The organism is Hymenobacter terrestris (assembly GCF_013377905.1).
In the GTDB taxonomy this organism is placed as follows: Bacteria; Bacteroidota; Bacteroidia; order Cytophagales; family Hymenobacteraceae; genus Hymenobacter; species Hymenobacter terrestris.
On record NZ_JABKAV010000006.1, the window covers coordinates 18029 to 40995 of the forward strand.

Here is a 22967-nt window from a genome sequence, read left to right on the forward strand (position 1 = left end):
CCGGCATACTGCAACAAACAGGCTATAAATTGCCCTGAAACCGTGTTTTTATCTAATTCAAGACCCGATGCCCGAACTGCCCGCTGCCCTGCCCGACACCAACTCCCTGGCCCGGGCGCTGCTGGCTACGCCGCTGGGCCTGCTCGAATTGCGGGGTACTGAGGCGGGACTGAGCGAGGCAGGTTTTCTGGCTACCGGCAGCTTGGGTGCAGCCACTCCGGCCGGGGCAGTGCCCGCCTGCCTGCAGCCGGCCCACGAGCAGCTTCGGGCTTATTTTGGGGGCGAACTGCGCGAGTTCACTGTGCGCACGGCCGTAGCAGCCGGCACCGAATTTCAGCGACAGGTATGGGCGGCACTGCCAGCCGTGGCCTACGGCCGCACGGCCTCCTACCTCTACCTGGCCCGGCAGCTGGACAACCCCGGCGCAGTGCGGGCGGTGGGCGCGGCCAACGGCCAGAATCCGCTGGCCATCATCTGGCCCTGCCACCGCATTATCGGGGCTAGCGGCCAGCTAACGGGCTATGCCGGCGGGCTGGCCCGCAAAAAGTGGCTGCTGGAGCTGGAAAGCCCTACGCTGCAATTAGGGCTGTTTTGAATGAAGTAGCAGATTACTCCTCCGCCCCCACAAACGGCAGCAGCTTCTGATAGATGATATTGTGCTGCCAGTACAGCTGCAGCACCATCGGAATGTGCTTTTTGCCGGGCTGCACCTGGTAGTAGGGCGTGTGGCCCAGGCTCACCAGCGCCTTGCGAAATTCGGCGCTGCTACTGCTGATGGAGGGGTAGGTTTCGCCGCCCACGAAGATGAGGAAGGGGGGCGTTTGGGGCGTGAGGTGGTGGCGGGCCGACACATCGCGCCAGCTGGCCGGGTCGGAGCCGAAGGATACGATGTACTGGTTGTCGCCGGGGTAAGCTTTCTTTTTCAGGTAGTCATACATATCGAGGCCGGCGGCATCGTCGAGTACCACGCCGCGTACTGGGTTGGTGGTTTCGCCCCAGCGCCGGAACCGGGCGTCGTCGGTGGCCAGCAGCGCCGCCAGGCCGCCCCCGGCCGAGTGGCCCATCGTAAACAGCCGGGCCGGGTCGCCGCCGTAGTCGGCAATGTGGCGGCGCACCCATACCACGGCCCGGGCACAGTCATCGGCCATCTGGGGTACGCGCACATCCGGCGACAGGCGGTAGCTGATGACCACGGCCACCACTCCCTGCTTGGCCAGCCGGCGGCCCACAAACGAGTACAGGTCTTTGCTACCGCTGGTCCAGTTGCCGCCATGAATGAACACCACCACCGGGTAGGGCTTTGCGCCCGGCTTTTTGGGCGCATACACATCGAGCAGGTGGCGCTTGGCGCTGTAGGCCGAGTCGGTGGCCGGAACGTAGGCCACATCGGCGGTGCGGCGGCTGGGGCGGGCTACGCTGTACTCGGTGGCGGCAGCCAGCAGCAGCACCGTAATCAGCAGGGCAGGCAGCAGGCGAAGAAACAAAAAGCGCATTCAGTAGAAAAAAAGGAGCAGGACCAACGCCACCCAACGGGCCACGCAATGGCGCAGGTACGACAGGGCCATCCGCCCGGATTGCCGCCGCCATGGCCACAACGGCCAAGTGGGAAAGAGGTTGGCAGAGGCGGCCCCGCGGTAGGCACGGTTAGGGCGGCGGGCGTATATTTGACAGCCCACGGCCCGGCCAAATGGGCAGCTGGCCTTTGTACCGCTACTTTACTACTCCATGAAACTCCCGATTCCTTTTTTCCTGCTGACTGCGCTGCTACTGGGCGCCGGCCTGCAGCCAACCCTGGCCCAGCGGGGCAGCAAGGCGGCAAAAACGGCTACCGCCGACACCCGCGAAGCAGTGCTTGGCAGCCGCAGCCAACCGCTTTTTGGCGGGCTATCGGCGGTGCAGGCCGAGCAGGCGCTGGGGCCGGCCACCGTGGCGGGGCTGGCCGGCAGCTTCCCCTCGCGGGCCGAAGCCAGCCAGTTTTTCAGCCGCAAAGGCTACGAGTACTTGGTGGAAAACCAGCGCGATACGGCCACCTACCGCTTCAATCTGGCCTGGGTGCTCGACCCTACCAACGCCAACGCCTACCACGGCCTCGGCGTAATAGCCAGCAGCAACCCCACACCCGAACAGTCGATTGAACTGCTGGAAAAGAGCCTGACGCTGGCTCCCACCAACTCGTCGTTTCTCTCCGACCTGGGCACCAGCTACCTGATCCGTTACGAGCAGAGCAAGAAGAAAAAGGACTTGAAAACCGGCACCGAGCTGCTATTGAAGGCCACCACCCAGGACTCCACCAACGCCAACGCCTGGCAGCAGCTAGCCCGCGCCTATTACTATCAGGAGCAGTATGCCCAGGCCTGGGAAGCCGTGCATAAAGGCCAGGCCACTAGCATTGCCTCCGTCGACTTCGGCCTGATTGCCGACCTACTGACCCACTTACCCGACCCCAAAGGCACGTACAAGTAAGCACCCCGCTGCAAGTCACTTTCGAAAGCGTGTGGCCTGTAGCGCAAAGCTCTCCAGACAATCATTTGTCGCCAGTTTCCGTTAGAGCTCTATCGGGCTACCATGCTTCTGGCGCGGCGGGCCCTTCATTTTGCTTTCTGACTTCGTGAACCTTCGCTCCTTTCTGCCTGCTGCGGCCCTGCTGCTCACTACAGCCGCTACGCATTCGGCGCTGGCCCAGTCGGCGGCCGGCCCCGAGCGCCGCCCCCGCCACTACGATAAACAGGGCCGCCTGTATTATAAAGGCCCAGTGCGCTTTACCTTGGGTGGCGGCGTGGGCTACTACAACGGCGACCTGACCAGCAGCCTGGGCGACCAGTTTCTGGGGCCCAGCCTGAGCGCGGGCCTGCTCTACCAGTTTCATCCGCACTGGCAGGTGGGCAGCGAGGTGTCATACCTGCAGCTTGGGGCTAAAGACTACTTACCGGACCGCGGCTTAGCGTTCAGGGGGAATAATGCGGTAGGTACGGCCTTCGTACGCTGGGAGCCGTTGCGCGACCCGGGCGCCTATTCGCTGCCCGCTGGCCGCTCGTCCATCATCAAGCCCTATTTTAAAACCGGCGTTGGCTTGGCCCTATACAGCCCGAAGGCGTACCGCGGCACGCAACGACCCAGCGGGAATTTCACGCCGGCCTACCTCGAGCCCGAGCGTTTCGACTACCCTGCCCTGGCGCTGGTGCTGCCGGTGGGCGTGGGTGTAACGATCCGGCTTACATCGCGCCTGAACGCAACCATCGAGGGCTCGTACTCGCTCACCACTACCGATCAGCTCGACGACATCAGCACGGTTCCCAGCCCTGGCTTCGACACGGGCCGCTCGGCTTCTTCGCTCAACGACAACTTCGGCCAGTTAGAGCTGAAATTGGAATACGCACCGTGGGCCCGGTCATTTTGAGCTGTTAGCTGAAAAACGAAGAAGGCCCCGCACTCAACCAAGTGCGGGGCCTTCTTTCATTTGTTGGGTGTTTGTAACTGAAAGCTAATAGCTCTCAGCTAACCGCTCAACCAAACTTACTGCTTCACAAACCGCTCGTGGAAAGTCTTCTGACCATCGGAAACGGTAAGCAGATAGATGCCACTGGCTAGGTTGGCTACGTTCAGCTGGCCGTTCTCGAAGGAAACATTGGCCACGCGCGCACCGCGCAGGTCGGTAACCACAGCCGACACAGCCGGAGATTTGCTGGCCAGCACAATGTTGAGCACGCTGGCTGCCGGGTTGGGGTACAGCGTAACCGCTTTTTCGAGCCTGGTGCTGCCGAGCGAGGCGCTCTGGGCGGCAACAGTAGCGCCGCCGCCGGCCGCTAGGCCAGTTCCGCCGGTGATGTTGACGGTGTAGTCCTCCGTTTCGCCGTAGCTGTAGTTGTTGCAGCTCGTGGTAGCGGCATTATCGCTCAGTACCACCCGCAGGCGCGTGGCACCGCTACGGGCCGAAGATGGCACCGTGAAAGTAGCCGTGAGCGTGCCGCTGCTGGCTGAAGAGCCCGACACGACCGTTTCACCAACTTCAGAGAAGTCACCGTCCTGGTTGTAGTCGATGTAGATGCGCCAGTTTTCGGTGTAGGCCGTCGAGGCGAAACCAGCCGAGAAGCTGATGGTCTGCGACGAGCCGGCCGCAATGCTGGTGCTGGTAGCCGTACCGTTGTAGTAGCCGGCATCTTTGCTGGAGGTGCGGGCAATGGTGCCAAGCTTCACATAATCAATCCACTCGTAGGCCACGCTGGTGCCTTTGCTGGTGCAATAGGTAACGGTGGTGGGAGGAGGCGTGGTGCCGGCCGCGGCCCCTACGCCCACAGCGTACCAGGCATTGGTAACGGCCTGCTCCTCGGCCGAGCCGGCGCCGTACAAATCTTTGGCGGCCTGAATGGAGCCCGTACGGGCAGCCGCGTAGTTTGAAGAAGCAGTGAGATATACCGTTTCGGTGCGGTAGGCAATGCGGCCGGCTTTATCTACCCCGATACCGGCGACGCTGAACACGCTGCCGATGTCGTTGGTACCACTGCCGCCCACGGCCAGCCGATAGAACCAATGGTTGAGCACGCCGGAGTTGTAGTGTACGCCGCCGTTGTCGCCGGTGCCGGTGTACCAGCTAGTGCCTTTGTAGGTATCGGGCTGGCCTTCGGCGTTGGGGTTGCTCATGGAGCGCAGAGCCGGGCGCACCTTGTCGATGTCCTCGCCAATGAGCCAAGTGGCTTTGTTAGGGTCTTTGTAGTATTCCACGCAGGCTCCCCAGATGTCGGAGAAGCCTTCGTTGAGGGCGCCTGACTCGTTGGAGTACGTGAGGTTGGCCGAGGACGAGCAGACGGCGTGGCCGATTTCATGGGCCGCCACGTCGAGCGAGGTAAGCGGGTCGAAGCGGGTCGCGCCGTCGCCGTAGGTCATGCGTGAACCATCCCAAAAGGCGTTTTCGTAGCCCACGCCGTCGCCGGGCATATCGTCGAAGTGTACGTAGTTTTTGATGACGGCCCCGGCGTTATTGTAAGAGTTGCGGCCGTGGATGTTTTTGAAGTAGTCGTAGGTGCTCTGCGCGCCGTAGTGCGCATCAAGGGCTGCGTTGTCAAAGTTGGCGTTGTTGTATTCGGTCCAGCTGTTGTCAGCGTCGGTGAAGTCAACAGCAGTCGTGTAGCTGTTGCCCTTCTTGCAGTTGTAGGTCTGGATGCCGCTGCCGCGCGAGACGTCGCGCAACCGGAACGTGCCGTTAAAGCTGTCGGTGGTGGCGGTTTTGGTGCCGCTGTACTTAGTAGCAAACGTGCCGGTAGCCGCCGCGTGCTTGATGATGGCATCCTGCGAAATAACGCGGCCCGAGTGGGCATCTACGTAAACGTAAGCCCGGCTGAGGGGAGCCTTAGCATACACGTTAAATTTCCAGGCCAGTGCCGGCTGACCAGCGGCGGCATCATGCATCACTACCAGCTCGCCCTGGGGCTTGTACGTAGCATTGGGGTTGGCTTCCTGCTGCTTCAGGCCGGCTTCCTCGCGGGCATCCTGCCACATATACTCCTTGGCGCCCACAAAAGCCATGGCCCGCTGCAGGCCGGTGGCAGCATCGAGCGAGGGCGTTACGTTCAGGTTTTCCACCTTTTCTATCTGGCCGCTGATGCTCTCCAGATTACCTTGGCGGGCATGCACCGTATATAAGGCATGTTCTACTTTAACCCCCTTGTAGTACTGCTGGTATTTTTCATGCACGAAGCCTAACTCGTCGGCCTTGGTTTCAACTGCCAGCAACTCGTCGGAGCTACTTAGGGCCAGTTGCTGGCGGAGTACGGCTGGAGCGTCGCTGAGCTTAAAAGCATTGCCAGCAGCTTTAAACTCGACCAAGTAGGGCGTGCCATTGTCGCGCATACTCTTACTTTGTACCCGCGAGTAGTCCTGGGCAAAGGCGGCCGAAGAGCTCAGGCCACCCAGCAGCAAAAGTGCTGCAACAGAGTATTTGTGGTGCATAAAAAGGGGTTGGTTGTAAAAGTGGGCGTTTGAATCAAAGAAAGATCCCCGATGCGAGAAATCCATCAGTCAAGCAACCAAATTATGCTTTTATTAACAAATAATGCTATCTGTTGAAATATTTATTATCAACAGGCTCTTTTGTTGATTTTATCTATATCGTCTACTCACAAGCTTTTTTTTCAATGACTTGACAAGCAATTACATGCGAAACAGTATTAGCATCCCCGAGTAGTGCTATTTCCTAGAACAGGCTGATGCACAGGCCTGGATTTTCATCATTTCAAGATCCATTTATGAAAAATCAATCCCAGCCTCACGTTGCCCGCTGGAGCCTTGCCGGCCAAACAGCCGTGGTAACGGGCGCCTCGAAAGGCATTGGAGCCGCGGTGGCAGCCGAGCTGCTGGCGTTGGGCGCTACCGTGGTAGCCGTGGCGCGCACCGCCGCTGATCTGGAGCAGCAGGTAGCCGAGTGGCAGCAACAGGGCTTGCCCGCCCACGCCCTGCCCGCCGACGTGAGCACGCCCGCCGGCCGCATGGCGCTGCTGGCCCAACTAGCCGAGCGTTGGCCCCAGCTACACATCCTCGTCAACAACGTGGGCACCAACATCCGCAAGCCCAGCTTGGACTACACCACCGACGAGTACCGGCAGCTGCTGGCCACCAACCTCGATTCGGCCTGGGAGCTAAGCCGGGGGCTGCACCCGCAACTGGTGGCGGCCGGGGGCGGCAGCATCGTCAACATCTCGTCGGTGGCGGGCCTCACGCACGTGCGCACCGGGGCCATTTACGGCATGACCAAAGCCGCGCTGGTACAGCTCACGCGCAACCTGGCCGTGGAGTGGGCCAGCCACAACATTCGCGTCAACTGCGTGGCGCCGTGGTATATCCGCACGCCACTGGCCGAAACGGTACTCAAGAACGAGGATTTCCGCGCCAGCGTGCTCGCCCGCACGCCCATGGGCCGCGTGGGCGAGCCCGAAGAGGTGTCGGCCGCCGTGGCGTTCCTATGCCTGCCCGCCGCCGCCTACATCACCGGCCAAACGCTGGCCGTGGATGGTGGTTTCACGGTAAACGGGTTTTCATGAGGTGATAAGGTGTCAAAACAGAACGTGTCATGCTGAGCGCAGCGGAGCGTAGTCGAAGCATCTCTACTGCAGTAGTAATTCCTGATATCAGGATTAACGTTGTGGTAGAGATGCTTCAACTACGCTCCGCTGCGCTCAGCATGACACGTTTTGGCGTACTCATTCACCCAGTCGCTCGGTCGTTCACTTCCTATTTCACCAACTAGCTCATTCGCCGTAGCGCCTGCTCGTAGCGGGGCAGGGCCTGGGGGTCGGAGGCCAGGTAGAGGAAGGGCTCGATAAGCTCCAACTCCATGAGCAGCAGCTCACCGTCCTGGTCGAGGCCATCGACGCGGGCGTAGAGGCAGCCGGGCGCGAACTGCTGCACAATGCGGTCGGCGGCCTGGCGCAGGTGGGCCGGAGCTTCGCGGGGGGCAATGGCGCCACCCAGGTAGTGCTGCACCCGGAAGTCGCCGGCTTTGGGGGTTTTAAGCACCGCGTGGCTGAATTCGCCCCCGTAATAGAGCAACGACCACTCGCCTTCCTCCTGAATGCGCGACAGGAAGGGCTGGGCCAGAAAATCTTCCTGCGCGACCAGTTCGGTTAGCTGGGGCTGGCGCACAGCCGTTTCGTTGCGGCCGATGATGAACGTGTTCTTGGCCCCGCCGCTCACGGCCGGCTTCACCACAATCTGCTCCTGCCCCATTTCTTCGAGCAGCGCGGCGGCATCTACGGCCTCGCCCCGGGGCAGCAGCCGGGTGGGTACAATGCGCACGCCGGCCCGCTCCATCTCCAGCAAGTAGCGTTTGTTGGCATTCCAGCGCACGATGCTTACCGGGTTGAGCAGGCGTACGTGCTCGCGCTCCAGCCGATCAAGCCAGTGCATAAATTCCTCCACCCGATCAAAATAATCCCAGGGCGACTTTAGCAGCACTACGTCGTAGCGGTTCCACTCCACCAGCGGGTTGCTCCAGATGCGGGGCTCTACCTCATGGCCCTGCTCGCGCAGGTAGCGCGTAAGCAGCGCGTCTTCATCGTCAACGTTGGGGGCACCGTACTGGGCCAGGCTTTCGCAGGTTACAAGGGCAATATTCATTGATTTTGAGCTTTTAGCTGACAGCTGTTAGCTATTAGCGGATGTTTTGACAGGCAAAGATGGTCATGAAAACCCATCTGCTTTTCGTATTAGAGCAGGCACCCGACAGTTGATTAAACGAACAGAAGCTATAAGCTAACGGCTCAAAACCTACTTTCCACTCAAATAGTCGAGGGCGAGGGTGGCGAGGGTACGCACGCCCAGCGTGAAGCCGCTTTCGTCTACGAAAAAGCCGGCGGTGTGGTGCGGGGCGGTGGTGGCGGGGTCTTTGCCCACGGGCATGCCCCCCACGAACACGAACAGGCCGGGCACTTTTTCCTGGTAGAAAGCAAAGTCTTCGGCCCCGGTTACGGCTTTTTGCACGGTTACGTTGGCCGGGCCGGCGGCGCGTTCCAGGCTGGGTACCATGCGGCTGGTCAGGGCCGGGTCGTTGTAGGTGATGGGGGCGTAATTGGTGATGTCCACTTCGGCCGTGGCGCCGGCGCTTTCGGCAATACCGGTGGCCGTGCGGCGCACGGCGGCCCACACCTTCTGCTGCATGCCTTTGTTGAGGCAGCGGATGGTACCAGTCAGCTCCACCTGCTCGGGAATGATGTTGTTGCGCACCCCGCCATGCACCATGCCCACGGTCAGCACCACGGCGTCCTCTGTTAGCTCGGCCTGGCGGCTGACGATGGTTTGCAGCCCCAGGATAATCTGGGCGGCCGTTACCACCGGATCGACTGAAAGCCAGGGGTAGGCGCCGTGGGCCGATTTACCCTTCACCTTGATGCTGAACACATCGGAGGAAGCCATTTCGCCGCCCGGCCGATAGCTCAGGCGGCCCACCTCGGTCTGGGCCTGAATGTGGAGGCCGAAGATGGCATCAACCTTGGGGTTTTCGAGCACGCCCTCCTTTACCATGAGCCGCGCACCGCCCTCAATGCCCGGTAATGAACCCTCCTCGGCGGGCTGGAAAATAAATTTCACAGTGCCCGGCAGATCTTTCTTCATCTTCACCAGCACATCGGCTGCGCCGAGTAGCATGGCTACGTGGGTGTCGTGGCCGCAGGCATGCATCACGCCCACCTGCTGGCCGTTGTAGTCGGTACGCACTTTAGAGGCGAAGGGCAAGTCGGCGCTTTCAGTTACCGGCAGCCCGTCCATATCGGCCCGTAGGGCCACTACCGGGCCGGGCCGGCCCCCTTTCAGAATGCCTACTACGCCGGTGCGGGCTACGCCCGTTTGCACTTCCAGGCCCAGGCTGCGCAGGTGGGCGGCCACTAGGGCAGCGGTGCGGGTTTCCTGGTTGCCCAGCTCGGGGTGCTCGTGCAGGTCGCGCCGCCAGGCAATTACCTGGGCTTTTCCCTGTTCGGCCAGCTGGGCTACGCGGGTTGTTAAGGCAGAGGCGGCGGGCTTGCTTTTCTGGGCGCTGGCCGTTCCGGCAGCCGAGAGCGTGAGGGCCAGCGCGGCGGCCAAGGAGTAGCAGTTCTTCATGGGCAGCAGGATAAGAAGGGCGAGTAACAGCAGCCGGATACCGGGGGCTCCGGCCAATATACACCACCCGGCGCGGCCCCCGCAACTACCAGACGCGCCAACTCCCCACTGGCTGCTTTGCGCTACTTTTGCCGGCTATGCTCACCCCCGATTTCCCCGGCGCACCAACAGTCCCTAACCGGGCTGCTAACCCGGCAGCCGCGCCGCTTACCTGGACCGTGGCCTGGCAGCAGCCTGACTTCCGGGGGCGGTTGCTGCTGGTACTGGCGCTGCTGCTGATGCTGGCCAGCCAGCTGCCGGGCTACTTTGCGTGGGTGCAGGCGCGGCCCGGCTACCACCTGCCCGACCCGCTGCTGGCCTGGTTGCCCGCCCACGATGTTTCGGGGGCCACATTTGCGGTTATTTATTTGGGGATTGTGCTGGGAGTGGCCACGCTGCTGCCACGGCCGGGGCGACTGTTGCGGGCACTGTGGGCCTACCTACTGCTGCACCTGCTGCGCTGCGCCACGCTCTGGCTGCTGCCGCTGGAGCCGCCGCCGAGCCTGCTGCTGCTGCGCGACCCGCTGGTAGACATGTTTTTATACGCCGCACCCACCCCCATCACCAAAGACCTGTTTTTTTCGGGCCACACGGCTACGCTGTTGCTGCTGGCGCTGGCCGTGCCCGCCGGCTGGCGTCGATGGCTGTTGCTGGCCGGCACCGTGGCAGTAGGCACCCTGGTCCTCATCCAGCACGCCCACTACACCTACGATGTGCTGGCCGCCCCGCTGTTTGTGTGGTTGGCGTGGAGAGGCAGTCGGGTAGTGGTTAGTGGTTAGTGGTTAGTGGTTAGTGGTTAGTGAAAGAACGTCATTCAGAGCGCAGCGAAGAATCTTGCGTGCTGAGGCTGCAACACTAACCCAACATCAGCACGTGAGACTCTTCGCTGCGCTCTGAATGACGTTTCTCTAGCCCATTACCTCTCACAAATACTTCTCGTAAATCCCGGCGGCGATGCGCTCAGTGAGGCTTTTGGGCACAACGCTCGTAAGGGCCGCCGATACTTTGTTGAGAGCCCCAGGAATGACTTCAGCCTCGCCGGCCAGCAGCGCCCGGATGCCAGCCTGGGCCACCTGCTCAGGCGTCATGGCTACTTTGTTGGCGGTGGCCTGCAGCTCGGCATTCATACCGGCACGGTCGGCAAAGCCGGTGCTGGTGGAGCCGGGGCTGAGGCAGCAGACGGACACGCCCGACTCGCGCAACTCGAAGCGCAGACCGCGGCTGAAGCTGAGCAGAAACGCCTTGCTGGCCGCATACAGCGCGAGGGTAGGTACGGCCTGGTAGGCAGCGGTGCTGGCTACATTGAGCACATAGGCCTTTTTGGCGCGGTGCAGCGTGGGCATCAGCAGGTGCGTGAGCATCACTGGTAGCTGCATATTGAGCTGCAGCATGTTCAGCTGGCGCTCCAGCGGCAGCTCCTCGAAACGCCCCCACAGGCCGTACCCCGCGTTATTTACCAGCACCGCCAGTTCGCCGGGCTGGGCCTGGGCCCAGGTGGCCAGCGCCGCCGCCGCATCGGGCATGGCCAGATCGAGCGGCAGCGTGCGGGCCTCACGGCCGAGTTTCCGGGCTTCGGCCGCCACCTGCTCCAGGTCGTCGGCCGAGCGGGCCGTGAGCAGCAGATTGTAGCCCTGGCGAGCTAGCTCCAGGGCCAGCGCCCGGCCAATGCCGCGCGAGCCACCGGTTACAAGGGCAGTTTTCATGTCTTGGTTTAGGGTTTAGTAATAAGAGAATGGTCATGCTGAGCACAGCCGAAGCATCTCTACTGCTATGGTAAATTCAACAACGAAATTAGCGTTGCGGTGGAGATGCTTCGGCTGCGCTCAGCATGACTGTTCTTTTATCATTGTACTGTCTCACCGCCCTACTTTACCAGGTGCAGGAAACGTAGGTAGAAGGGCGTGGGGCTGTTATCATGCTTGGGCTCGTACTTGCCGGCCAGAATGGGCACGTACATCACCCGGCGGCGCGAGGCCTCGCCCACCAGCGGCGAGCGGGCCACGCGGTGCCACATGCGGCCGTCGTGCACGGTCAGGTCGCCGGGCTCGGTTTCGATGACGATTTCGTCCGGGTCTGGGCTCACGTCTTTGTAGTATTTCTTGCGGAACAGGATGTCGCGCAGGCTCTGGCGGTGGGTGCCGGCCAGCACCCGCAGGCCGCCGTTGGTAGCCGGCGTACCGTCGAGGTGTACGCCTACGTTCAGCATCGGCCCTATTTTCTTGCCATAGAACACGTCACGCAACGAATCGGTGTGCCAGCCCATCTGCGAGAACTCCGAGCCCGTTACGTTCACGTAGTGGTTGATGACGAGGCCATCCTTCTCATCTTCGCCCACCCGGCCCCCACTGTTGGTTTCCAGCAACGGAAACAGGGCCATAAAGCGCGGATCCTGCAAAAACTCGTGCAGTGTAGGGCTGTGGTGCGAGGCGAAGGCAAAGCGCTGCACGATAGGCGCCCCGTCTACATCTTTACCGTACTTAATGGGCACGCCGTTTACCTTCTTCACCTCGTCGGCCAGCCAGCGCTGCTGCACCTGCTCGGAAGCCCGCAGCAGCTCGGCTACGGTATCGGGACCGATAAAGCCGCGGAAGTGCAGAAAGCCGTGTTCCTGGAAAAAGGCCAGCTGCTCCGCCGTCAGCCGGTCGGCCAGCGCAAAGCGCGGATAAGGAACAGATAAAGGCATAAAGTAGAAAGAAGTGGATAACTGCTCGGTTAAGCGGGTGCAAAGATACTTCGGCCGGCTGCTTAGTTGTAGCGCCACGCTAATACTGGCTTGGCGCAAGCCGGTAGGCTAGCGGGCAACAGGTGAATAGCAGGCAGATCAACCAGTTGGGCAGGTCTTGGTTTTAGCCAAAGTGGTTACCTTCGTCAAGCAAGGCTTTGGTCTGCTCTACTTCCCCTATCCATGAAACGAGTGCTGCTTTTGCTACTGGTATCGGCGCTGCTGGCATCGGCGCTGCCGCTGGCTGCCTGGGCGCAGGCGGTCGAAGCCCGGCTGGTGCCCTTTCGGCAGGGCAGCCAGTGGGGCTACGCCGACCACCGGGGCCGGCTGGTGCTACCCGCCCGCTACGACGAGGCGGGCCCCTTCGCCGATGAGCTGGCTTGGGTGCGAGTGGGCAACCGCTACGGCTACATCGACGGCAGCGGCAACCCCATAACGCCGGTGCAGTACGAACAGGCCGGCAATTTCCAGAACAACCAGGCCACCGTAACACTCAACACTGAAACCTTTAGCATCAACCCCGCCGGCCGCCGGCTGCCCCCCGCCGAAGTGGCAGAGCCAGCCGATGAGGACCCCCTCGAACAGGGCGACCTGGTGCGCGGCCCCGATGGCAAAGTAGGCTTTCGCTTTACCGTTGGCACGGCGCGCATACCGGCCATCTACGACGAGATAAAGGACAACTACAACGGCCTGCTGCTGGTGCGCCAAGGCCCGAAATGGGGCGTCCTGGATAATCGGGGCAAGCTGGTGCAGCCCCTGCAATACGACTCGGTGCGCCGGGGCGGCAGCCCGCTACTGCCGGCCGTGCGCCAGAACGGCCGCTGGGGCTACCTGGGCCTCGAAGGCCGCCGCCTCATCGAGCCGCGCTACCTGCAGGCCGCGCCCTTTTTCGGCGGCGTAGCCCGCGTGCAGGCGCCCTCGGGCTCCTTCGGCTACATCGATACCGAAGGCCGCGAGTTCTGGAGCGATAAGGAGCCGGTGAACTCCAAATAACTAGCCGGCAAGGTACGGTTGGGCAGCAGGGCGGCGTTATATTAATATCGGCTTGCTGCGGCCGGCGAGTTGCTGAACAGTTGCTGCAGGCCCGGCCGGCAACTGTTCAGCAACTCGCCGGCCCGGAAGCTGCTCTTGTGTGTTCCTATCACCTTCACCACCGAATAGCTATGACTGCCCGGTTCCTGATGTGCATGTTGCTGCTGAGTAGCCTGTCTGCCGCTGCGCAAGTTGTAGAGCCATACCGGGTGCCCCAGGCTGCTATTGATGTGACGGATTTGGAGAGCGACTACGCCCAATCTCCGTCTCGCAATTCGCACCATATCGGCGAGTATGCCGAGCAAATGCCAACATTCGCGGGAGGCCTGGAGGGTTTGCTCTGCTTTCTGTACCGCCACAACCGGTTTGCTGCTCCAAGCGCCGCATACCCAGCGGGCCGGGTATTCGTGAGGTTTTTGATAGACGAGGGGGGCCGGGTACGTGACGCGCGGCTACTGAAACCATTGCATCCAGAGCTGGACGCGGAGGCCCTGCGGCTGGTGCGGCTGCTAAGCGGGCACTTTACTCCCGGCTATAACAATAAGCGTCCAGTCGCGGTGCCGTTTAGCATGCCCGTCCAGTTCCCGGCGGTGGTACCGGATAAAAAGCAGCTGAAGCGGTGCCAGTAGTTTTCGATAACCGCTCAGCTTCTATCCGAAAACATTCCTACTTTACTATCGGCAAATCCCAACTCCCTAACGCCTTCCCTATGGTTTTCACGCCCAGCCCCATGCTGCTGAAGCTGCTCTACACCCGCGGCAGCCTGCGCAACACGCCCGAGGGCGTCGCCTTCAGCATCAAAAACCGCCTCGATACGGTGCGCATCACCCGCATCGACTTTGTGCAGATTGACGATGTGCGGCTGGGGGTGAGTGAAATTGCTATTGATTTGGGCGAGGGCGACGTGCGGCCGGCCGTGGTGTTCAACGCCGACAGCGCGGGCTTTACGCTGCCGGTGGGCCAGTCGGCCACGTTCTACCTGGCCACCAGCCAGCTGGCCGAGGGCCTGCACACCATTCAGGTGCAGTTTGCCTCCGACCCCTTCGGCGACCTGAACGTGGAAGTGGAGGACAGCATCACGCTCGTGCCCGACAACCGCCCCCGCATCCCGCGCGACTCCCACGACGACTACTCCGACGAGGCCATTAAGAAGCGGCAGGAGTTTGCCGAGGAGTTCTCGGGCCAGCAGTTCGAGCACCTCAAGCAGTTCTCCTTCGATGCCCACGCGCTGCAGGGCAACTGCGAGCATTTTACGGGCATCGCCCAGATTCCGGTAGGGTTGGCCGGGCCGCTGCACGTCAACGGCGAACACGCTCAGGGCGACTTCCTGATTCCGCTGGCCACCACCGAGGGTACGCTGGTAGCCAGCTACAACCGCGGCATTCAGGTGCTCAACCTCAGCGGTGGCGTTAAATGCACCGTCATCGGCGACGCTATGCAGCGGGCCCCGGTATTTGTGTTCGATGATGCCCGCGGGGCCCGCGACTTCGGACGCTGGGTGGAGGAGGAAATCGGCCGCATCCGGCCCGAGGCCGAAAGCACCTCCAGCATCGCCAAGCTACAGTACATTGATACCTACCTGAGCAACAAGTTCGCCTTCCTGCGCTTCAACTACAGCACCGGCGACGCGGCGGGCCAGAACATGGTGGGCCGCGCCACTTTCGCGGCCTGCTCCTGGATTCTGGAGAACTACAAAGGTGCCCCGGTGCGCCACTTCTACCTCGAATCCAACTTCGCCACCGACAAAAAGGCCTCCCAGATAAACGTGATGCGCACCCGCGGCAAGCGCGTGGTGGCCGAGGCTATCATTCCGCGCAACCTGTTGCAGCAGCGCATGCGCGTAACGCCCGAGCAGCTGGCCTACCACGGGCAGGTGAGCAACGTGGGCGCGTTTATGTCGGGAGCCAACAACAACGGCGCGCACTCGGCCAACGGTATCACGGCCATGTTCATCGCCACCGGCCAGGATGTGGCCAACGTGAGTGAGTCGTCGGCGGGCATCTTCTACTCCGAAATCACCCCCGAAAAAGACCTGTACATCAGCATCACCATTCCGAGCCTGATTGTGGCCACCCACGGCGGCGGCACCGGCCTGGCCACCCAAAACGAGTACCTGCGCATGCTTGGCTGCGTGGGCCGCGGTACCGTCAACAAGTTCGCCGAAATTGTGGCCGGCGTGGTGCTGGCCGGCGAGCTGAGCCTGGGCTCGGCCATTAGCAGCTCCGACTGGGTGAGCAGCCACGAGCAGTACGGCCGCAACCGCTGACCCACTAGCAGCAGTCCACCGGCTACATACAACAGCCTCCCCCGCTTTGCAGTAGCTGCGAGGCGGGGGAGGCTGTTGTACGTAGCCGATAGACCGGCACTTCTTACCGCTGTACTAGAGCGGGTCGGCGGTTACTTTGAACTTGGAGTCGGAGCGCAGTGTGAGTTCGCGCGCTACGTTGCCCCGGAGCGTCACCTCGGTGTAGAGCGTGTAACTCTCGGCTTTCAGGTACTTATCGAGTTTAGTGTTGCTGGACTTCATCTCGATGCTTGATACCCCCATTGGCACGTCATCCAGCGAAGCCAAAGGCACTTTATCATTCTGGTCAGTGCCGATGGAAATTTTGATGCTGCGCAGGAAGTTGAAGTTTTCAGCAGCCGGGTCGGTGATGGTAAGCGTGAGCTTCGTCAGACTGACGTCCTTCACCAGATCGGCGCGGGTGTTATTGTTTTTGAAGTTCTGCTCGGAGCGCGCCGGCACGGCTATCGGCGAGATGAAAGGAGGCGTAACCAGGCCACTGGCCGGAATCTTGATGTTCTGCGAGTCCGAGATTTCGAACGTCAGTAGATCATTAACTTTCTTGCAGCCTGAGAAAATCAGGAAGCCCAAGAGGGGCAGCAGAAACAGTATTTTTTTCATGGAAGTTGAATTTTACCCGCAAATATACGGGCTGCTAATTAACCCGGATTCCACTTCACTTTTATGGGACTCGAAATAATATCCCAATAGCCTGCCACGCCTACAGAAGATACATACCAAACAGAACCAGACTCAATTAACCATATAATACAGCTGTACCCGCAAGAGGTGAAGACTTCGGCCGAAGCCCGATTGGGCTATCAGCACGAAGTCTTCACCTCTTTTTTATATGCGCTATTCTTTTCCAGTCAACTACATCAGCAGCTGCTCGGGCAGGCGCATGAGATAGTCGCCGTAGCCGCTTTTGCGCAGCGGCTCAGCAATAGTGCGGAGCTGGTCGGCGTCGATAAAGCCCTGACGGTAGGCCACTTCTTCGATGGAGCCTACTTTCAAGCCCTGGCGCTGTTCCAGTACGCGCACGAACTCGCCGGCCTGCATCAGGCTCTCGAAGGTGCCCGTGTCGAGCCAAGCAGTACCACGGCCCAAGATGCCCACTTTCAGCTTGCCCCGGCGCAGGTATTCTTGGTTGACATCGGTGATTTCGTACTCGCCGCGGGGGCTGGGCTTTAGGTCGCGGGCAATCTGCACCACGTCGTTATCGTAGAAGTACAGGCCCGGCACGGCGTAGTTGCTCTTGGGCTTTTCAGGCTTTTCCTCGATGCTGAGCGCCTTGTTGTTGGCATCGAACTCGACTACGCCGTAGCGCTCGGGGTCGTGCACGTGGTAAGCGTACACCACGCCGCCTTGAGGGTCGTTGTTGCTCTTAAGCAATTCCTCCATGCCTTCTCCGTGGAAGATGTTGTCGCCGAGTACCAGCGCCACCTTGTCGGAGCCAATGAAATCGGCACCTAGCACAAAGGCCTGGGCCAGCCCGTTGGGCACCTCCTGCACCACATACTCGAAGCGGCAGCCCAGCTTGGAGCCATCACCGAGCAGCTTTTTGAACTGCTCCTGGTCGTGGGGGGTGGTGATGATGAGGATTTCGCGGATGCCTGCCATCATCAGAATCGACAGCGGGTAGTACACCATCGGCTTGTCGTACACCGGCATCATCTGCTTGGATACGGCCAGCGTGAGCGGATGCAATCGGGTGCCGGAGCCGCCGGCGAGGATAATACCTTTCATATCTGGGGTGTTAGAGTTTTGAATGAAGAAACGTCATGTTGAGCGGAGCCGATGCATCTCTACCACCTCGTAGAGTAATTCCAACGAAGCGGTAGAGATGCTTCGGCTCCGCTCAGCATGACGTGCTATTAGTTTCGCTCGGCAATGAAATCTGGGTGTGCTTTGAACCACTCCAGCGTCTTCTGCAGCCCTTCCTGAATCCGCACTTTGGGCTCGTAGCCGAGCAGATTTTTGGCCTTGCTGATATCGGCCAGCGAGTCGCGGATGTCGCCGGCACGGTCGGGGCCGTACTCGGGCACGATGTCGGAGCCGGCTTCGGCCTTGAGGATGTTGAACAAGTCGTTGAGGGAAGTACGGTCGGCCACGGCTACGTTGTACACCTGGTTCACCGCTTCTTTGCTGTCGACCAGTGCCGCCTTAATATTAGCCTGCACGCAGTTCTCCACAAACGTGAAGTCGCGGGTCTGGCCGCCGTCGCCGTTCATTTTGGGCGGACGGCCCTCCAGTACAGCATCGATGAAAAGCGGAATAACGGCCGCGTAAGCACCGTTCGGGTCCTGGCGCGGGCCGAAGATGTTGAAGTAGCGCAGTCCGATGATTTCCATGCCGTAGGTCTTGCCAAACACGTCGGCGTACAGCTCGTTGGCATACTTGGTTACGGCGTAGGGCGACAGCGGCTTGCCGATGCGGTCCTCCACCTTGGGCAGGGCCTGATGGTCGCCGTAGGTCGATGATGAGGCGGCGTACACAAAGCGCTTTACGCCCGCCTCTTTGGCGCCCACCAGCATGTTCACGAAGCCACCTACGTTCACGTCGTTGCTCGTAATGGGGTCGTTGATGGAGCGCGGCACGGAACCCAGCGCGGCTTGGTGCAGCACCACATCAATACCCTTACAGGCATCAATGCAGGTCTGCCGGTCGCGAATGTCGCCTTCCACCACATGCAGGGCGGGATTGTCGGCAAATAACGCTACGTTCTTGCGGAAGCCATTGGAGAAGTTGTCGAGTACGCGCACCTCTTTGGCTCCGTATCTCAACAGATATTCTACCAGATTCGAGCCGATGAAGCCGGCCCCGCCGGTTACGAGGAAAGCCAGGTTATCGAGCGGCCGGTCGTGGAAAGGAGTTTCGTACATTCTGTTTGGGGTAATCAGCACGTCATGCTGAGCTTGTCGAAGCATCTCTATCGCTTCGCTTGAATAGTAATCAAACGTCAGCGGTAGAGATGCTTCGGCAAGCTCAACATGACGTTCCTTTTACCCTAGCCTAACGGTTGTACTGCTTCTGGTAGTAGTCCTGGTAAGAGCCGCTGGTCACGTTGTCGAGCCACTGCTGGTTTTCGAGGTACCAGTCCACAGTCAGGCCCAAGCCCTGCTCGAACGTAACAGACGGTTTCCAGCCTAGCTCGTTCATAATTTTGCTGCTGTCGATAGCGTAGCGCAGGTCGTGGCCGGCGCGGTCGGTTACAAACTTGATGAGCTGGCGGGAGGTGCCCTGGGGCTTACCGGTTTTCTCGTCGAGCGTGTCGCAGAGCAGATGAATCAGCTCCAAGTTGGCCCACTCGTTCACACCGCCGATGTTGTAGGTTTCGCCCACGGTGCCCTTGTGGAATACGGCATCAATGGCGGTGGCGTGGTCTTTCACGAACAACCAGTCGCGCACGTTTTCGCCCTTGCCGTACACCGGAATGGCCTCGCCGTTCTGGATGCGGTGAATAGCCAGCGGAATGAGCTTCTCGGGGAAGTGGTTGGGGCCGTAGTTGTTCGAGCAGTTGCTCAGCTTGATGGGCATGTGGTAGGTGTGGTGCCAAGCGCGCACAAAGTGGTCGGAGGCCGCCTTGCTGGCCGAATAGGGCGAGCGGGGGTCGTAGCTGGTGTCCTCGGTGAACATTTCGGGGCCGAAGTCCAGCGAGCCATATACCTCGTCGGTGCTCACGTGGTAGAACACCTTGCCCTCATAGCCCAGCGGTTTCCACAGGTTTTTGGCGGCATTCAGCAGATGTACCGTGCCCAGCACGTTGGTCTTCACGAAGGCCAGCGGATCGGTAATGCTCCGGTCCACATGGCTCTCAGCAGCCAAGTGAATCACAGCGTCAGGCTCCTCGCGGGCAAATAGCTCGTCCACGAAGGCTTGGTCCGTAATATCACCCTTTACCAAGCGGTAATTGGGCGCAGTCTCGATGTCGCGCAGGTTCTCCAGGTTGCCGGCATACGTCAGCGCGTCCAAGTTCAAGATCTGATACTCCGGATACTTGTTTACGAACAAGCGCACCACGTGCGACCCAATGAAGCCGGCCCCGCCGGTGATGATGATTTTCATATTCTTGCGCTTTTAGCTGACAGCTGTTCGCTGCTCGCTTTCTGTTGAATAGTTTGTTTGAACGTAGCGCTAACAGCTATTGGCCATCAGCTAAAGACAACTGCCACTTCCAGGCACTGGCCAGCGCCTCTTCCAAGGAGGAAGACGTCTGGAAGCCCAGTTCCTGCACCGACTTAGTGACGTCGGCGTAGATGGCGGGCACGTCGCCGGGGCGGGGCGGGCCGATGCGGTAGTTGAGCTTGACGCCGGTGGCGCGCTCGAAAGCCTGCACCACTTCAAGCACCGAATTGCCGCGGCCGGTACCTACGTTAAAGGTCTGCACCATGTCGCCGGTACCGGCCAGCAGGCGCTGTACGGCCACTACGTGCGCCTTGGCTAGGTCTACCACGTGTACATAGTCACGGATGTTAGTGCCATCGGGCGTGTCGTAGGTGTCGCCGTTGATGGTCAGCTGCTCGCGGATGCCGGCGGCGGTCTGGGTCACATACGGAATCAGGTTCTGGGGTACACCCAGCGGCAACTCCCCAATTTTGGCTGAAGCGTGCGCCCCAATCGGGTTGAAGTAGCGTAGCAGAATGGTGCGCAGCTTGTTACCCGGCGCTACGGCTACGTCGCGCACAATGTCCTCGCACATCTGCTTGGTGGCGCCGTAGGGGGAGCTGGCTATTTTGGTAGGCGTCTGCTCGGTTACCGGCAGCGCGTCGGGAATACCGTACACGGTGCACGACGACGAGAACACCAGCGCCTCTACCCCGAACTCGCGCATCACCGTCAGCAGCGTCAGCAGCGAGCCGACGTTGTTCTGGTAGTACTCCAGCGGCTTCTCCAACGACTCGCCCACCGCCTTGTAGGCGGCAAAGTGAATAACACCACGCAGGCTGCCTTCCTCGGCAAACACGGCCCGCAGCGCCTCGGCGTCGTTGCAGTCGATGCGGTGCAGCGGCACTTTCACGCCCAGAATTTCTTCCACACCCCACAGCGCCGACTCCTGAGAATTGGCAAAATTATCCACGATAACCGGCTGAAAACCGGCCTGATACAACTCTACTACCGCGTGCGAACCGATATAGCCCGCGCCGCCCGTTACCAGTATTTTCGTTCGATTCATTTCTGTTGGCGTCTGTCATATTGAGCTTGTCGAAGCATCTCTACCGCTGGCTAGCTTCTTTGATTAGCACTGCGGCGAAGATGCTTCGACAAGATTAGCATGTCGTTGTGTTCATTCAACAAATCAACCGATTTACAGGCTCCAGTACTGCATTTCCTTCACCTTGCCACGGAACAGGCCCTTGATATCGACCAGCACGGCGTCGTCCGACGTAATGGACTGAAAGTAGGCTTCGTCGTGCTCGGTGTAGGGCTGGTGGCTCACGGCTACTACTACGGCGTCGTAGTCGGTGCGCACCTCTGCGGCAGGCGTCAGGCGGAAGCCATACTCGTGGAACAGCTCGTCGGAGTCGGCATGTGGATCCACGATGTCCACGTTCACCGAGAAGTTCTTCAGTTCCTGAATTACATCGGCGACTTTGGAATTGCGGATGTCTTCCACGTTCTCCTTGAAGGTCGCGCCCATTACCAGCACCCGGCTTTTGGCCACGTCCTTGCCTTTTTTGATAATCATCTGCACCGTTTTCCGGGCGATGTAGGCGCCCATGTTGTCGTTGGTGGTGCGGCCGCTCAAAATCACCTTAGCATCGTAGCCCAGCTCCTTGGCCTTGTAGGTGAGATAGTAGGGGTCGACACCGATGCAATGGCCACCCACCAGACCGGGCGAAAACTTGAGGAAGTTCCACTTGGTGCCAGCGGCCTCCAGCACTTCGTAAGTGTTGATGTTCATGCGGTCGAAAATCATCGACAGCTCGTTCATCAGCGCAATATTTACGTCGCGCTGGGTGTTTTCGATGATTTTAGCCGCCTCGGCCACCTTGATGGAGCTGGCCCGGTGCACGCCGGCCTTTATCACCAGCTCGTAGGTTTTGGCAATGTCCTCCAACGACTCGGCGTCGCAGCCGGCCACCACTTTCACAATGCTGCTGAGCGTGTGTTCCTTATCGCCGGGGTTGATGCGCTCGGGCGAGTAGCCCACCTTGAAGTCGCCGTTGGCAAAGCTCAGGCCCGAGTGCTTTTCCATCACCGGAATGCAGTCGTCCTCGGTGCAGCCGGGGTACACGGTGCTTTCGAACACCACATAATCGCCCTTCTTGAGCACCTTGCCCACCGAAGCCGAGGCGCCGAGCAGCGGCCGCAGGTCGGGCTGGGCGTGCTCGTCGATGGGCGTGGGCACGGCCACGATAAAGAACGTGGCCTCGCGCAGCACGTCGAGCGAGTCGGTGAAGGAGATGTCGCAACCGTCGAAGTCGGCAGCTACCAGCTCGCCGCTCGGGTCTACTTGGTTGCGCATCATCTCTACGCGCTTGGCATTGATATCGAAACCGATAACCTCGATTTTGCGGGCGAATTCGAGGGCAATGGGCAGGCCCACATAGCCGAGGCCGATAACGGCCAGCTTGGCCTGCTTGTTAACTAGTTGGTCGTACACGGTATAGGGTCTTGGGAGCTTGAAATCTGAGAGTCTTGCATGACTTACTATCTGTTCTTCTGAAAACGGACACTAACTATTGAGCCGTGAAACGTGGCCGTTGGTAAGCTGGTATTGCTGCCGGCTTTCGGGACAAGTAGCCCAGCCGGCCGCATCGAAGTTCAGCCGATGACCGTGGGCACTCATCCAGCCGCGGGGCCGGGCGGGGTTGCCGTACACCAAAGCATAGGGCAACACGTCGCGCGTTACCACCGAGCCAGCCCCTACAAAGGAGTACTCCCCCAGCGTAACTCCGCACACTACGGTGCTATTGGCTCCAATGGTTACCCCTCGCCCGAGGCGGGTGGGCAGGTAGTGGTCGTCGCCGCGGCGGGGCACGGCGGCGCGGGGGTTGCGCACGTTCGTAAACACTACGGAGGGGCCTACAAACACGTCGTCGGCGCACTCTACGCCGGCGTAGAGGCTCACGTTGTTCTGCACCTTTACATTATGACCCAAGCTCACGCCGTCGGCTACGAAAACGTTCTGGCCCAGGTTGCACCCTTCGCCCAGCACTGCCCCGGTGCTTACGTGGCAGAAGTGCCAGATACGGCACCCTGCCCCAATCCGGCACCCCTCGTCGATGACGGCGGTTGGGTGGGCGTAGTAGGCGGGTATCGTTTCGGTCATACGGGCAGGCGGGGCCGGCAATAATTGAGCCGGCA

General features: G+C 60.4%; 21 protein-coding genes. 8 read left to right on the forward strand and 13 right to left on the reverse strand.

The annotated features are described in order from the left end of the window. Positions 1 to 67 precede the first annotated feature (67 nt). A complete protein-coding gene (locus HW556_RS03525) occupies positions 68 to 595 on the forward strand; it encodes a methylated-DNA--[protein]-cysteine S-methyltransferase (protein WP_176898012.1) in 528 nt (175 codons plus the stop codon). Positions 596 to 608: 13 nt separating this feature from the next. Here HW556_RS03525 and HW556_RS03530 read toward each other — a convergent pair whose 3' ends face one another. Beyond that, positions 609 to 1493, reverse strand: a complete 885-nt coding sequence (locus HW556_RS03530) for an alpha/beta fold hydrolase (RefSeq protein ID WP_176898014.1) — start codon at positions 1491 to 1493, stop codon at positions 609 to 611. Positions 1494 to 1725: 232 nt separating this feature from the next. Between HW556_RS03530 and HW556_RS03535 the strand changes: the two genes are divergently transcribed. Both HW556_RS03535 and HW556_RS03540 read left to right on the forward strand, forming a co-directional pair. Beyond that, positions 1726 to 2463: a tetratricopeptide repeat protein gene (locus HW556_RS03535; protein ID WP_176898016.1), complete on the forward strand. Its 738-nt coding sequence runs from the start codon at positions 1726 to 1728 to the stop codon at positions 2461 to 2463. Between the two features lie 145 nt (positions 2464 to 2608). Further along, entirely contained in the window at positions 2609 to 3397 is a 789-nt protein-coding gene (locus tag HW556_RS03540) for an outer membrane beta-barrel protein (RefSeq protein ID WP_176898018.1), read from the forward strand. A 116-nt stretch (positions 3398 to 3513) separates the two neighbouring features. Here HW556_RS03540 and HW556_RS03545 read toward each other — a convergent pair whose 3' ends face one another. Beyond that, entirely contained in the window at positions 3514 to 5943 is a 2430-nt protein-coding gene (locus HW556_RS03545; RefSeq protein WP_176898020.1) for a M4 family metallopeptidase, read from the reverse strand. A gap of 296 nt (positions 5944 to 6239) precedes the next feature. Here HW556_RS03545 and HW556_RS03550 point away from each other — a divergent pair, with 296 nt between their 5' ends. After that, positions 6240 to 7031: an SDR family oxidoreductase gene (locus HW556_RS03550; protein ID WP_176898022.1), complete on the forward strand. Its 792-nt coding sequence runs from the start codon at positions 6240 to 6242 to the stop codon at positions 7029 to 7031. A 202-nt stretch (positions 7032 to 7233) separates the two neighbouring features. Here HW556_RS03550 and HW556_RS03555 read toward each other — a convergent pair whose 3' ends face one another. Next, positions 7234 to 8106, reverse strand: a complete 873-nt coding sequence (locus HW556_RS03555; protein WP_176898024.1) for an ATP-grasp domain-containing protein — start codon at positions 8104 to 8106, stop codon at positions 7234 to 7236. A 150-nt stretch (positions 8107 to 8256) separates the two neighbouring features. Further along, a complete protein-coding gene (locus tag HW556_RS03560) occupies positions 8257 to 9582 on the reverse strand; it encodes an amidohydrolase (RefSeq protein ID WP_176898026.1) in 1326 nt (441 codons plus the stop codon). Positions 9583 to 9719: 137 nt separating this feature from the next. Here HW556_RS03560 and HW556_RS03565 point away from each other — a divergent pair, with 137 nt between their 5' ends. After that, positions 9720 to 10400, forward strand: a complete 681-nt coding sequence (locus HW556_RS03565; protein ID WP_176898028.1) for a phosphatase PAP2-related protein — start codon at positions 9720 to 9722, stop codon at positions 10398 to 10400. A 144-nt stretch (positions 10401 to 10544) separates the two neighbouring features. On the opposite strand, the gene HW556_RS03570 is transcribed toward HW556_RS03565, so the two are convergent. Next, positions 10545 to 11324, reverse strand: coding sequence for an SDR family NAD(P)-dependent oxidoreductase (locus HW556_RS03570; RefSeq protein ID WP_176898030.1), 780 nt, complete (start codon positions 11322 to 11324; stop codon positions 10545 to 10547). 161 nt (positions 11325 to 11485) lie between these two features. Next, entirely contained in the window at positions 11486 to 12304 is an 819-nt protein-coding gene (locus tag HW556_RS03575; RefSeq protein ID WP_176898032.1) for a phytanoyl-CoA dioxygenase family protein, read from the reverse strand. Positions 12305 to 12526: 222 nt separating this feature from the next. On the opposite strand from HW556_RS03575, the gene HW556_RS03580 reads away from it, so the two are divergent. The 3 genes from HW556_RS03580 to HW556_RS03590 all read left to right on the forward strand — a co-directional run bounded on the left by HW556_RS03580 (position 12527) and on the right by HW556_RS03590 (position 15641). Then, a complete protein-coding gene (locus tag HW556_RS03580) occupies positions 12527 to 13336 on the forward strand; it encodes a WG repeat-containing protein (protein WP_176898034.1) in 810 nt (269 codons plus the stop codon). Between the two features lie 170 nt (positions 13337 to 13506). Next, complete coding sequence (locus HW556_RS03585; protein WP_176898036.1) at positions 13507 to 14004, forward strand: energy transducer TonB; 498 nt, start codon at positions 13507 to 13509, stop codon at positions 14002 to 14004. A gap of 80 nt (positions 14005 to 14084) precedes the next feature. Then, complete coding sequence (locus tag HW556_RS03590; protein WP_176898038.1) at positions 14085 to 15641, forward strand: hydroxymethylglutaryl-CoA reductase; 1557 nt, start codon at positions 14085 to 14087, stop codon at positions 15639 to 15641. Between the two features lie 114 nt (positions 15642 to 15755). On the opposite strand, the gene HW556_RS03595 is transcribed toward HW556_RS03590, so the two are convergent. The 7 genes from HW556_RS03595 to HW556_RS03625 all read right to left on the reverse strand — a co-directional run bounded on the left by HW556_RS03595 (position 15756) and on the right by HW556_RS03625 (position 22932). Then, positions 15756 to 16280 carry a hypothetical protein gene (locus HW556_RS03595; RefSeq protein WP_176898040.1) on the reverse strand — a complete coding sequence of 175 codons (525 nt, stop codon included), beginning with the start codon at positions 16278 to 16280 and terminating at the stop codon, positions 15756 to 15758. Positions 16281 to 16532: 252 nt separating this feature from the next. Further along, positions 16533 to 17405: a glucose-1-phosphate thymidylyltransferase RfbA gene (gene rfbA / locus HW556_RS03600; protein ID WP_176898042.1), complete on the reverse strand. Its 873-nt coding sequence runs from the start codon at positions 17403 to 17405 to the stop codon at positions 16533 to 16535. A 128-nt stretch (positions 17406 to 17533) separates the two neighbouring features. Continuing rightward, complete coding sequence (locus tag HW556_RS03605) at positions 17534 to 18541, reverse strand: SDR family oxidoreductase (RefSeq protein WP_176898044.1); 1008 nt, start codon at positions 18539 to 18541, stop codon at positions 17534 to 17536. Positions 18542 to 18671: 130 nt separating this feature from the next. Further along, on the reverse strand, positions 18672 to 19724 hold the full coding sequence (gene rfbB, locus HW556_RS03610) for a dTDP-glucose 4,6-dehydratase (RefSeq protein ID WP_176898046.1): 1053 nt from the start codon (positions 19722 to 19724) through the stop codon (positions 18672 to 18674). Between the two features lie 76 nt (positions 19725 to 19800). Next, a complete protein-coding gene (galE, locus tag HW556_RS03615) occupies positions 19801 to 20832 on the reverse strand; it encodes a UDP-glucose 4-epimerase GalE (RefSeq protein ID WP_176898048.1) in 1032 nt (343 codons plus the stop codon). Between the two features lie 132 nt (positions 20833 to 20964). Next, positions 20965 to 22263, reverse strand: a complete 1299-nt coding sequence (locus HW556_RS03620) for a nucleotide sugar dehydrogenase (protein ID WP_176898050.1) — start codon at positions 22261 to 22263, stop codon at positions 20965 to 20967. A gap of 72 nt (positions 22264 to 22335) precedes the next feature. After that, complete coding sequence (locus tag HW556_RS03625) at positions 22336 to 22932, reverse strand: acyltransferase (protein WP_176898052.1); 597 nt, start codon at positions 22930 to 22932, stop codon at positions 22336 to 22338. Positions 22933 to 22967: the final 35 nt, after the last annotated feature.

What these genes read in the sequence shown, in the direction of transcription:
- HW556_RS03545 (WP_176898020.1), bottom strand. Translation starts at nt 5,943, where the DNA reads ATGCACCACAAATACTCTGTTGCAGCACTTTTGCTGCTGGGTGGCCTG.
- galE (WP_176898048.1), bottom strand. Translation starts at nt 20,832, where the DNA reads ATGAATCGAACGAAAATACTGGTAACGGGCGGCGCGGGCTATATCGGT.
- HW556_RS03530 (WP_176898014.1), bottom strand. Translation starts at nt 1,493, where the DNA reads ATGCGCTTTTTGTTTCTTCGCCTGCTGCCTGCCCTGCTGATTACGGTG.
- HW556_RS03560 (WP_176898026.1), bottom strand. Translation starts at nt 9,582, where the DNA reads ATGAAGAACTGCTACTCCTTGGCCGCCGCGCTGGCCCTCACGCTCTCG.
- HW556_RS03570 (WP_176898030.1), bottom strand. Translation starts at nt 11,324, where the DNA reads ATGAAAACTGCCCTTGTAACCGGTGGCTCGCGCGGCATTGGCCGGGCG.
- rfbB (WP_176898046.1), bottom strand. Translation starts at nt 19,724, where the DNA reads ATGAAAATCATCATCACCGGCGGGGCCGGCTTCATTGGGTCGCACGTG.
- rfbA (WP_176898042.1), bottom strand. Translation starts at nt 17,405, where the DNA reads ATGAAAGGTATTATCCTCGCCGGCGGCTCCGGCACCCGATTGCATCCG.
- HW556_RS03590 (WP_176898038.1), top strand. Translation starts at nt 14,085, where the DNA reads ATGGTTTTCACGCCCAGCCCCATGCTGCTGAAGCTGCTCTACACCCGC.
- HW556_RS03565 (WP_176898028.1), top strand. Translation starts at nt 9,720, where the DNA reads ATGCTCACCCCCGATTTCCCCGGCGCACCAACAGTCCCTAACCGGGCT.
- HW556_RS03525 (WP_176898012.1), top strand. Translation starts at nt 68, where the DNA reads ATGCCCGAACTGCCCGCTGCCCTGCCCGACACCAACTCCCTGGCCCGG.
- HW556_RS03580 (WP_176898034.1), top strand. Translation starts at nt 12,527, where the DNA reads ATGAAACGAGTGCTGCTTTTGCTACTGGTATCGGCGCTGCTGGCATCG.
- HW556_RS03585 (WP_176898036.1), top strand. Translation starts at nt 13,507, where the DNA reads ATGACTGCCCGGTTCCTGATGTGCATGTTGCTGCTGAGTAGCCTGTCT.
- HW556_RS03535 (WP_176898016.1), top strand. Translation starts at nt 1,726, where the DNA reads ATGAAACTCCCGATTCCTTTTTTCCTGCTGACTGCGCTGCTACTGGGC.
- HW556_RS03575 (WP_176898032.1), bottom strand. Translation starts at nt 12,304, where the DNA reads ATGCCTTTATCTGTTCCTTATCCGCGCTTTGCGCTGGCCGACCGGCTG.
- HW556_RS03555 (WP_176898024.1), bottom strand. Translation starts at nt 8,106, where the DNA reads ATGAATATTGCCCTTGTAACCTGCGAAAGCCTGGCCCAGTACGGTGCC.
- HW556_RS03550 (WP_176898022.1), top strand. Translation starts at nt 6,240, where the DNA reads ATGAAAAATCAATCCCAGCCTCACGTTGCCCGCTGGAGCCTTGCCGGC.
- HW556_RS03605 (WP_176898044.1), bottom strand. Translation starts at nt 18,541, where the DNA reads ATGTACGAAACTCCTTTCCACGACCGGCCGCTCGATAACCTGGCTTTC.
- HW556_RS03595 (WP_176898040.1), bottom strand. Translation starts at nt 16,280, where the DNA reads ATGAAAAAAATACTGTTTCTGCTGCCCCTCTTGGGCTTCCTGATTTTC.
- HW556_RS03625 (WP_176898052.1), bottom strand. Translation starts at nt 22,932, where the DNA reads ATGACCGAAACGATACCCGCCTACTACGCCCACCCAACCGCCGTCATC.